An 11,103-nucleotide genomic window follows, 5' to 3' on the forward strand; every position below is an offset into this window, starting at 1 on the left:
TCCCAAACTATACAGGGCGGACCTGCTAATCGGGGATTGCTTCGTTCCTCGCAATGACGTTTTTTATAAAACATTTTCTTGCTTCCTGGTTCTTGCGTCTTATCTACCTCAACACCGGCACATTAATATAACTATCATTAAACCATTTTATTTGCAGCGGTACTTTGGCATCCCGGATAGTTTCATCACTTACATTTTTGCCTGTTCCGTAGTTAATCTGTTCAAAAGGGCTTTTATTGATATTGAGCAGGATCACTATGCGGCTGCCTTTGCTGAATTGCCTGCTGGTGATGTAGCTGTTGGTAAAGGGAATAGTTTCTATTTGCCCGGGTTTTAATAAACTTCTTTTCTCCGGGTTGGTGGCATAACTCGCCCGGCCCATAAAGTACGTGAGGTAAAAATATTTACCATCGGGCATCTCCTCAAACATTACCACATGGTAATCCAGGTCCTTTTTGTTGATCATCGTTTTTAATACGCCCGAAAATGCACCGCTTACGGTTAAAGGTTTTGTAAGCGGATCGCTTTTAAAAACAAGACTGCTGCCGGTATTCAGCGTATCATAAACCAGCTGGTTTAAAAAATAATAACTGCTGATGCTATCCCGGTTCGCGAAGTCGACATTTTGCGATGCGAAAGCTTTTTTTAATGGTTTAACCGGGCTTAAACGCGAATTATCAAGGTAAAACTTCAGCGTATCATTACTCATTTGCTTTAGTGAGGGTACATGCTTCCACTCGTTGCTGCCCATAACTTCAAAATTGAATTTATCCTTCAAAAAAGCCGGCTTGGGTTTGTTTTTGAAAATATAATCAAACCACTGGTAAATAATTTCGTGGATATTGATCCGCGCGGCATCATCAATGCGATAGCCGTTCAAAACCGAATCCGGGTGTCCCTGTGAGCCGAAATGTCCGTAGGGGCCGATGATCACGTAATGATTGGCTTGAGGATTATATTTCAGATGTTCACGATAATAATACATGCCTCCAATTTGTCCGCCATCGTAATACCCTGTAGTTGTTAATACCGGTATGTTGATAGCTGCAAATTCTTTTTTATAGGGGATCATACTCCGCCAGTATTGATCATAAGTAGGGTGAGCCACCCATTGCCTGAACATATGATTTGGCCCGCGACCGGTAAGGCTGTCGAGCGTGTGATAGGCTAAGCCTGCGTTATACCATTTCCAGTATAGCTGGTTCCATTGCGGGCCGTTGTAGTCTTTTTCATCCAGGAATTTATTGTTGCTGGTGTAGTAGGTCCACGAAAAAACGAAGCTCATTTGCACGTTATTGGTCATGGGTACATCAAGTCCCGGCGCTACCGATGCCGATGGCACAATGGTTTTAAGGGCAGGGTGAAGCTTTTTGGTAGCCGCCCATTGCGTAAAGCCGTTATAGCTTCCGCCGTACATGCCCACCCGGCCATCGCTCCAGGCTTGTTTGCTGATCCAGTCAATCACCTCATAAGCATCGCGGCCATCGGTTTCATAGGCCATCGGCTCGCCGGGACTGTTCCATTTACCGCGGGTATAGGCCATTACACCAACATAACCCCGATCTGCAGCTTCTTCAATTTTTAATGAATCGGTTCGGCGGGCGTATATGGTGAACTGAAAAATGGCCGGCAGTTTTTCGGTTACCCCTTTCTTACGGGCTGTCATCACGGTAATAAATACGCCGTCGTGTGTTTTTAACAGCACACTATCCCTAATGTAAGTTCCTTTGCCGGGTTTGTTTTGTGCCGATGCTACGCTGCCAAAAACAAGGCATAGCAATAGCAGGGAGAATAATTTTCTCATCATTTTAAGTGTTTAATATGTATTGTGATTTTTAGCTTATACTTTCTCTTTGGAGAGGTTGCATTTAAACATTTTTATTAATCAATAAAGCCAAATGTCATTTTTCGCTACCGCTCAAGAGATAGTTTCTCTTTCGCCCCGGCACTCAGCCTGCCCCTGCTCAATCGAAATGACATTTTCTTTTATTCAATATTTATCCTTTCTCTATTTACTTACTTGCAGCCCAATGCCTGAATTTTGCCGATTGCCGTTCGGAAACCTCCAGCCTGGCACCGGTATTAAGGATTATTTTTAAGCGGCCATCCACGGTTGTTATAGCCTGGATGTATTGCCGGTTGATGATCTGCGCGCGATTGATCCTGAAAAATAGTTCACTGTTCAATTTATCCTCCAGCTGGTTGAGCGAACTTTTCATGAACACGTTTTTATCACCAAAAAAGATCCTGGCATAATTATCCATCGATTCAATAAGGTGTACCGAACTCCATTGAATAAAATGGTACTGCTGCCTGTCTTTCACAAAGATTTGTCCGGCGGGATCTGCCTTGCCTAACCGGAGTCTTGCCTGCAGTATCGCTTTTTCAAATCTTTCTTCGCGGATGGGTTTTACAAGGTAATCAAGCGCACTTACTTCAAAAGCTTTAACTGCATACTGGTCATAAGCGGTTGTAAATATTACGGGCGGCACCTGTTCTAATGATTCCAGCAGGTCGAAGCCTGATTTTTCCGGCATCTGGATGTCTAAAAAAAGAAGGTCGGGGGCTTGTTCTCCCATCATTTTTATGGCATCATCGGCATTGGCGGCTTCCCCTATAATTTCAAAATCGGGATAATTGGCAAGCAACCGTTTTATTTCATTCCGGGCGGCGCGTTCATCATCAACAATCAAAATCCTTATTTTTTTCATGCCAAAGGGATTTTAATGCTTGCCGTTACCATGTCATTGACTTCGCTGATGGTAAAATGGGCTTCGCCTTTGTATTGCAATTGCAAACGCTCGTTCAGGTTTTTAATACCTAATCCGCTGCTTTCTTCAACAGGCTTCAGCCTGCCGGGATTGCTCACGGATATGATCAAACTGTTATGCTCATTGTTTAATTGTATGCTGATAAGCCCACCTTGTTTTTGCTGACCGATGCCGTGTTTAATGGCGTTTTCAACCAACGTTTGGATACACAAGCGGGGAAGCATGACATTTTCCGGCTCATTGCTTGCTTCGATATGATATTGCAACCGCTCTTCAAGCCGGAGTTTCTCCAGTTCGAGATAATCTTTAACCAGCTCAAGCTCTTCTTTTACGGAGATCATTTGTTTATCGCCACTGTAAAGGGAGTTTCTTAGCAGATCGGCCAACAGATCAATTGCCCGCCTTGCCGATTTGGGATCATCGATAACCAACGCTTTAATGTTATTTAAAGAATTAAACAGAAAATGCGGGTTAAGCTGTGCCGAAAGGTTATTAAGCTGTGCATCGCGGGTGATTACCGCCAGCCTGGCGTTTTCCCTGGCTATATTGATCTCGCGTTTGGAATAATGGTACATATGATAAGCCAGCAACCAGATAGACATCAGGCGCAGCCCGGCAACAAAAATACTGTCGCGATAAAAATCAAAAAAATCACTGAACGGCTCTGAAAACCCAATCTGAAACCACACCCTGAAAAAATAAACTTTTGAAACGGTTACAAACAGGTAAACAAGGCCCAATACAATAACCGCAGGTACCAATCGTGGCAATAATTTATTTAATCCCAGGTTTTGCCAGCCCAGTTTTAAAGCAAGGCAACGGTAAAGATGGGTAATAAGGATATAAACGGCAACATCGGTAATAAATTGAAGAATGCCAGACAACCAATGAAAGCCCGTCCCACTGTAGCCTGTATACCCCCAATAAAGCGCCGCCACCGACCAGCCAATGAGCTGACATTTCCAATAAAGTGATATAGTTGTCTGTTGTTTCAATTTGCCTGTTGCCGAATTATTACCAAAGCAACAAAAACTATTATACAGTTAAAAGATAAAGTACATGGGCGCGGGTTTTTAGGGGATGAGTGCGGAAGAGATACAAGAGGCAGGACAGTCACAGGTTAAACTCTATTAAACCTGCGAAGATAAAATATAAACCATGTCATTGCGAGGAGCCTGCCGGGGAGGTGCGAGGGAGCGACGTGGCAATCTCGTAGCTATTCATATTGAAGCGGCATTGGCGACGAGATTGCTGCGCTACGCTCACAATGACATTTTTGTAAGATTATCCTACCGGCAAAGTAATCCTAAACACAGTATATTCTCCTTCCTTACTATCAATATCAATTTTGCCTCCGTGCCCCTTTACCACAATATCATAACTGAGTGATAAGCCTAATCCTGTGCCCTGCCCGGTTGGTTTGGTGGTAAAAAACGGCTGCATGATTTTTTCCTTAATACTATCAGGGATGCCCGTACCATTATCGCGTACCGTTATTATCACTGAGGTCGCTCCCCCTTTAGGGGGTTGGGGGGCCGTTTCCACTACCACTTCCGGATGATAATTTTCGCCCGCTGTTTTTTGCTTTTGATGTACCGCGTAAAAAGCATTGTTAAACAGGTTGAGCAGCACCCGGCCAAAATCCTGCTGTACAATATTGATCAGCGGCAGGTTGTCGTCAAAGTTCGTGACCAATGCAGTATTAAAAGTTTTGTCTTTAGCGCGAAGCCCGTTATAGGCCAGCTTGAAATATTCGCCAGTGAGGTTGTTGATGTTTACTGGTTCCTTACTGCCTGTGCCTGCCCTTGAATGCTGCAGCATATTCTTTACAATAGCATCGGCACGTTTACCGTGATGATGAATTTTTTCGAGGTTGAGCTTTACGTCCTCCGCTATGGCCCTGGCTTCTTCCGCATCGCCGTTGGTGAGCTCGGTTTCCATTTCTTCTATCAACTCGATACTTACTTCCGAAAAATTGTTTACAAAATTAAGCGGGTTTTGAATTTCGTGGGCTATACCGGCAGTAAGTTCACCCAGTGAGGCCAGTTTTTCGGCCTGGATCAGTTGCTGCTGAGTGGTTTTGAGGTTGTCGACAGCTTCGGCCAACTGGTCGCGCTGGGTAATGATCTCTTCCTGCTGTTCGCTAAGTTCTTTATTGGCCAGGCTCAGATCATTGGTACGTTGCTTAACCTTTTCTTCAAGCAACTGGTTTTCACGTTTAAGATGCCGCGAACGGTAAGCAATAAACGCGTAAACTGCCGAAGCAAACAATACCACATATATTAACCAGGCCCACCAGCGCAGGTACCAGGCAGTAGTTATAATTATGGTAAAACTATCGCCGGTATTATTCCAAACACCCGAGCTGTTGGCAGCTTTTACATGAAATACATAAGTGCCCGGCGAAAGGTTATTATAAGTTACCGTACGGTTGGTGCCTGCCTGCACCCAGTTTTTGTCATATCCATCTAACTTGTAAGCGTAAGCGTTTTGCCCGGGATTATCATACTGAAGGGCCACATAGCTAAATTGAATGCGATTTTGATCATAGGACAATTCAAGTTTTTTACGGCCAAATGTCAACGCATTGGTTACTGCTTTTTCGCTTGCTTTTGGACTGCTGTAGGTAACCGCTTCAATATGTACAATGGGTGGGTAGGGGCTGTCGTTTAAATCTTCGGGGTTAAAAACAGCAATGCCATTGTTTAACGGGAAAACCATCCGGCCATCTGTAAGCTTGTTAACGTTATCAATTCCCCTGAAAATATCCTTCCCGGGCAAAATGTCGTCCATGAAAAAATTTTTCAACTTCATGGTGCGGGTATCTATCCGGGTAAAGCCCCGCTCGGTTATTACCCACAGGCGGCCGTCATTATCTTCATTAATGCCCATTACCGAGTTAAATATCAGGCCGGAATCTTCATTAAAATGCCTTACATAAACTTCCTTTTTGCGGTCAAACTCAAATAAACCATCAAGATAGGTGCCTACCCAAAGCCTGCCGGCTTTATCTTCAAAAATGTTATCTACACAAACGGCTTTTCGTATGTCATTATTAAAATAGGATATAAAGCGCCCTGTTTTCCTGTCGAAACGATTAAGGCCGCCGAAATTGGTACCTATCCAGAGGGTATTTTCATGATCTTCATAAAAGGTAATGCCGCGGCTGTCATCAAGTGCATATTTATTTTTTGAAGTGATATTTTCATAAGAGCCCCGGTAGGGATAGCGGGTGAACTTTTTTGTTACCGGGTTAAATGAGCAGATCCCGGCATCTATATCTACGGCTATCCATAGTATCCCGGTATGGTCCTGGAACAGCGTGTGTATAAAATTGCTGGTAAGGGAAGTGCTGTCACCGGGAATGTTGCTGTATTTTTCTTTTTTTCCGGTAATGGTATTGTACACCAGCAGCCCGCTTTCAGTTGCCACATACAGTGTGTTGTTTTGTCCGTAGCAGAAGCCCGGAAAATAGCCTTCATCAGGGGCTGCGTTGTATACCTTTTTGTACTGATTAGCGATGATATTACCTTTATATATACCCTGCCGGGTGGTGAGCCATGCATCGCCATTGGGCCATGTTTTAATAGCTACAAGCTTGCCGGGATAAGTACCGGTTTTTGCCGGGTTACTTTTAAATATGGTAAAGGCACTTTTTAACTTGTTTACGCGCGCTACACCTGCATTTCCAAAACCAACCCAAAGCGTATTGGTATGATCGACTGCTTTACCGCCTAAGCCCAGGCTTGGTAAGGCGCCCGGATCATCCGGATCGGTGAGGTAGCGCTTAAAAGCAGATGTTATGGGATCAAAATAAACCAAACCCGCCGACGATGAGATCCAGAGTTTCCCATCCCGCGTTTCCCTGAAAGTAATGAATTGGTTTTTAGTAGCTGAATTTATGGTATCAACAGGTATATAGTTGCTGAACGTACGGGTTTGCCTGTCAAATTTTGAAAGACCTTTATTCGTGCCAATCCACAGGCGTTTACCTTTATCTTCGTAAAAGCTATAAATACCTGCGCTCAACAGGCTGTCTTTTGCATTAGCCTGGCCGTATTCTTTAAGCCTGCCGGTGCTAATATCATAACGGGCAAATTTCAGGGCTTCGTCATGCCCATGAAAGGTATTCATATAAAGTACACCAGGTTCAGATGGGGCTTCATAAACTGGATTTGCGGCCCGCATTTTTGCGGTATCATTTGATGTAAGATATTCACTAAACCCTTTACCTGCGCCCATGTAACGGTATATGCCATTATTTGAGCCGAACCAGATACTGCCGTCCGTAGTTTTAACGGGGTTATAATAAAGGGTAGCCCTGACATGATAGATGCCCTTTTGCCGGTTGCCGAAAAGTTGGTACTGCCCCGTGCCCGGCTCAAACTTCATAATATTTTGCCCGTCGTTGGCCGAATCAAAACGTCCCCACAAATTGCCATCGTTATCTATAGTGCCCACAATCAGCTGGCCATAGGTTATACTTGCCGGATAAGGATATTGTGTAAAGGAATCTGTTGCCCGGTTATACCTGAAAACTCCATTTGCAAGGGTGGTTATCCACAGGGTTTTATCATGATCTTCAATTATGTTAAATACCAGTGTTGATACCTGCTTATTGAATTTTGGAGAGCCGAGTTTGTATATCTTGTAGCGGTAACCGTCATAACGAACAAGACCATTTTGTGTAGAGAACCACATATATCCCTGGCTGTCTTCAATAAGGGAGCCCACGTTTGACTCGGGCAGACCTTTTTTAATATCAAGGCGGTCGAAATATAAATGAGCTGATTGGGCACCGGCATACAGGCTTATGCTACAGCACAAAATCAGCAGTATGATCTTTTTCATTAAGGCGTAAGTTTACAGGCTTAAAGTAAATATTTTATCCTGTAAAATAAAATTGGGGCTTATTCGCCAGAAACTTACTTTTTGGGAGCTTTCAGTTTTTTTTCGCGCTTGCTGTCAGATACCATTTTCACAATGGTTTTGCCCTCTGTTAATTGTTTAGGGTCTTTAACCTTAGCCAGCGAATTTTGCCAGGCTTCATCAACCAGCTTCTTTACCTCTTGTTGCGGGAAAGCCGCAATATCATTTACCAGCAGATAGCGGTACTGTTTGCCTTCGCCAATAAGTATTTTGTGCGGATCGGAAAGTTCGGAACCCCAGTAAAAGCCGAAGTGAGTATTGTAATTACCCCCACGGTACAGGGCAAAGGAGCAAAAGATATGGCTCATTTTTTCGGTAGGCGACCAGCCCACGGCCAAAGCATTATAATTGTCATAAATAAGCTCATTGGCCTGCGGGTACAAATCCCATATAAAATCGCGCAGCCACAAAGCACGCTCCCGCACTTCAGAGGGGAAAGTCCTCATAAAGAAAAGCAGATCGGTAACCTCTTCTTTCGGCATAATATAAATGTACAATCTTTTATTTTTTATTAATAATAATTAACTTTATATCACCCAATTATAAACCTAAATACATCCACTCCATTGAAAGATTTGCTGTCAAAAACAGATGGCTGTACCCCTAAGCTTTGCGGAAGGTTTTTTTCGGCAATTAAAACCATGCGTTTGCATTTTAAAAGTCTTGTTTTTTTGCTGCCGCTAATGTTGATGCTTCAACACAATTGTTTTGGACAAACAGAAGCGCTAAAACAGCAATTGTTAAAAATCAAAGCTGAGGCAGACAGCTCAGAGATGAAAAATCCTGCCGAAAAGATCTATCTGCAGTTGGATAAAAACACTTATACCCCCGGGGATACACTGTGGTTTAAAGCTTATCTTTTTAACGCTCCAACGCTTAACCTATCGGCTAAAAGTGGGTTGATGTATGTAAGTATTGTTACTGATAACAATGTGGTGGTAAAGCGGCAGCGTATACCTGTTGAAAATGGGTTGAGCTGGGGTAACATCAGCCTGAAAGAACTACCCGCTGCTACTTATACACTTATAGCTTACACGCAATGGCTGCAAAATTTTGGTAACGACTGCTTTTTCCGTAAGCAGTTTACCATTGTTGATGATACCCGAAGTAATTGGCTGGTGAATTATAAAACAACAATAAATATCGCTGATGGCAAAGAGCAGGCTGGTGTAAAACTATGGCTAAGGGATTTCAATAAAACAGCTATTGCCGATAAGCCGGTTCAACTGGCTGTAATAAATGGCACGCGCAGGCTATTCAAACAAACTGTACAAACAGATGCTTCGGGATTAATTGATATAGGCTTCAATCTGCCCGATAAAACACATGGCTTAAGTATCAATGCCTGGGATCAAAATAACAACAAGATTAATGTTCCGCTCAATTTTAATAGGCCGCAGGATGCCGATGTCCAATTTATGCCGGAAGGGGGAAGCCTGGTAGCAGGATTAAATGCACATATTGGCTTTAAGGCAATTGGGCAAGACGGCAGGGGCATAGCTGTAAAAGGCGTGGTTGTTGATCAGAACCAGGAACAAGTAGCTGAATTTGCCTCATACCATCTGGGGATGGGAAGTTTTGATATGGCAGTCAAAAAAGGAGAAAATTATGTTGCCAGGGTTACCTTACCCGGCGGGGCAATAAAGGAATATCCACTGCCTGCTGTAAAAACGTCAGGCATAGTTTTAAGGGTTTCTAACGCTGTCAATAAAGATTCTGTAAGATTGTTGATATCAGCATCTGAAGATATTATAGCATCCGGCGAGAGTTATTTCATAGTAGGCAAAGCAAGGGGAATTGTATGCTACGCGGCAACATTAAATTTTAAAGATGGAGGGAGGGCTAATAAGAATATTTCAAAGCAATTATTTCCATCGGGGATCACCCATTTCGTACTCATGGATGCCAAGGTTCATCCAGTTAATGAAAGGCTGATATTTATAAACCAGCATGATCATTTACATATAAATATCGCGGCAAATAAGGCCGTCTATGCCCCTCATGATAGTGTTGCCCTGCGTATTAAAATTAGCGACGCTATAGGTAACCCTGTAATGGCCAACTTTTCGGCATCAATAACAGATGATGGGCAGGTTAATACAGATACCCTCAATAACATTAATATTATAAGCAATGTGCTGCTTACATCCGAACTAAAGGGGTATGTAGAAAATCCCGGCTATTATTTGCAAAACGATCAGCATCAGCAAGCCCTGGATGACCTGCTGTTAACTCAGGGCTGGGTAAATTATAATTGGTTAACGGAAAAGGACAACATTACTTATATGGCCGAGAATGAATTTGCAGTTAAAGGACGCGTGTTGAACTTTTTTAATAAACCGGTAAAAACAACCAGGGTAACCTTACTTTCCAAATCGCCACTATTATTTGCTGATGCCACAACCGATAAAAACGGCAGGTTTGTGTTTAATAACCTTCCCGTAGTGGATTCACCTGCTTTTGTGCTCAAAACAGTTAAAAACTTTAATGTAAATATTGTAATGGATGATCAGGCGGAGCCTATACTCAGCGCTGCTACAGGGCCTGCACCCGTCCCCTGGTACATTAGTACTGATACCACATTGCTTAATAATCTAAAAAATAACCGCATCCGCCAAAACCTGCTCAATGATCTGCCCATGGAAGGCCATATACTGAATGAGGTGAAAGTCACGGCTAAAAAAATAATTAAAGGATCACAAAACCTTAATGGGCCAGGCGAAGCCGATATGGTTTTTGATGAGGCTGATATGGAAAAGGCCGGTAAAAAGAACTGGCTGGAGTTTTTCAAAGAAAATATAAAAGGGTTTGCAGAGCGGAGTAATGCTTATTTTAAATGGTATTATATTCAGGATAAACTAATAAAGATCCTTATCGACGGGATTGACGCAAGTACAATTATTCATATTAATAACTATAATGATTTAACCGATTATCTGATTGCCCGCAGCGCGGAAGATATTAAAGGTGTGGAAGTTATGCTGTCTTCAAAATACGCCGGTAATTATGAAAGAAGGTTTGGCTCAGGGTGGATAGAGTATCCTTCGGTTTTTATAGAGATAAGTACACGATCGGGGCATGGTGTGGAAATAAATAATATACCAGGTGTGTACCTGTACAAACCTCTTGCACTAAGCTTACCGGCACAGTTTTACCAGCCCAAATATCGTATAAACGATACCCGCAAACACCTGCCCGATCTTCGCTCAACTATTCACTGGCAACCTAATGTAACTACCGGGGCCGATGGCAAGGCAACTGTATCATTTTTCACAGCCGATAAACCATCAACTTATACTTTTATTATGGAAGGCACAGATGGAAACGGGAGTATCGGCTTTAAAACCGGGAAGATAAAGGTAAACAGTAGCATAACCCCTTAGCTAAAGTTCAAAAAGCTTTC

Annotated in this window: 6 protein-coding genes; 1 reads left to right on the forward strand and 5 read right to left on the reverse strand. The window is 42.9% G+C overall.

The genetic code is table 11. The features are described 5' to 3' along the window. Positions 1-103 precede the first annotated feature (103 nt). The 5 genes from ACFFGT_RS32455 to ACFFGT_RS32475 all read right to left on the reverse strand — a co-directional run bounded on the left by ACFFGT_RS32455 (position 104) and on the right by ACFFGT_RS32475 (position 8,182). A complete protein-coding gene (locus tag ACFFGT_RS32455) occupies positions 104-1,807 on the reverse strand; it encodes a CocE/NonD family hydrolase (RefSeq protein WP_377026676.1) in 1,704 nt (567 codons plus the stop codon). Positions 1,808-2,012: 205 nt separating this feature from the next. After that, a complete protein-coding gene (locus ACFFGT_RS32460) occupies positions 2,013-2,711 on the reverse strand; it encodes a LytR/AlgR family response regulator transcription factor (RefSeq protein WP_377026677.1) in 699 nt (232 codons plus the stop codon). Beyond that, positions 2,708-3,766 carry a sensor histidine kinase gene (locus ACFFGT_RS32465; protein WP_377026678.1) on the reverse strand — a complete coding sequence of 353 codons (1,059 nt, stop codon included), beginning with the start codon at positions 3,764-3,766 and terminating at the stop codon, positions 2,708-2,710. Before ACFFGT_RS32465 ends, ACFFGT_RS32460 begins: the two co-directional genes overlap by 4 nt. 289 nt (positions 3,767-4,055) lie before the next feature. Next, the gene (locus tag ACFFGT_RS32470) at positions 4,056-7,622 is read right to left on the reverse strand and encodes a sensor histidine kinase (protein WP_377026679.1); all 3,567 of its coding nucleotides are present in this window, start codon (positions 7,620-7,622) and stop codon (positions 4,056-4,058) included. A 74-nt stretch (positions 7,623-7,696) separates the two neighbouring features. Then, positions 7,697-8,182, reverse strand: a complete 486-nt coding sequence (locus tag ACFFGT_RS32475) for a hypothetical protein (protein ID WP_377026680.1) — start codon at positions 8,180-8,182, stop codon at positions 7,697-7,699. 84 nt (positions 8,183-8,266) lie between these two features. On the opposite strand from ACFFGT_RS32475, the gene ACFFGT_RS32480 reads away from it, so the two are divergent. Beyond that, positions 8,267-11,083, forward strand: coding sequence for a hypothetical protein (locus ACFFGT_RS32480; protein ID WP_377026681.1), 2,817 nt, complete (start codon positions 8,267-8,269; stop codon positions 11,081-11,083). Positions 11,084-11,103 lie beyond the last annotated feature (20 nt).

The sequence above is a fragment of the Mucilaginibacter angelicae genome (assembly GCF_042434235.1).
GTDB classification, from domain to species: Bacteria; Bacteroidota; Bacteroidia; order Sphingobacteriales; family Sphingobacteriaceae; genus Mucilaginibacter; species Mucilaginibacter angelicae.

Bases quoted from the DNA above. Each gene is read 5' to 3' on its own strand.
- ACFFGT_RS32460 (WP_377026677.1), bottom strand. From the start codon at position 2,711: ATGAAAAAAATAAGGATTTTGATTGTTGATGATGAACGCGCCGCCCGG.
- ACFFGT_RS32470 (WP_377026679.1), bottom strand. From the start codon at position 7,622: ATGAAAAAGATCATACTGCTGATTTTGTGCTGTAGCATAAGCCTGTAT.
- ACFFGT_RS32455 (WP_377026676.1), bottom strand. From the start codon at position 1,807: ATGATGAGAAAATTATTCTCCCTGCTATTGCTATGCCTTGTTTTTGGC.
- ACFFGT_RS32475 (WP_377026680.1), bottom strand. From the start codon at position 8,182: ATGCCGAAAGAAGAGGTTACCGATCTGCTTTTCTTTATGAGGACTTTC.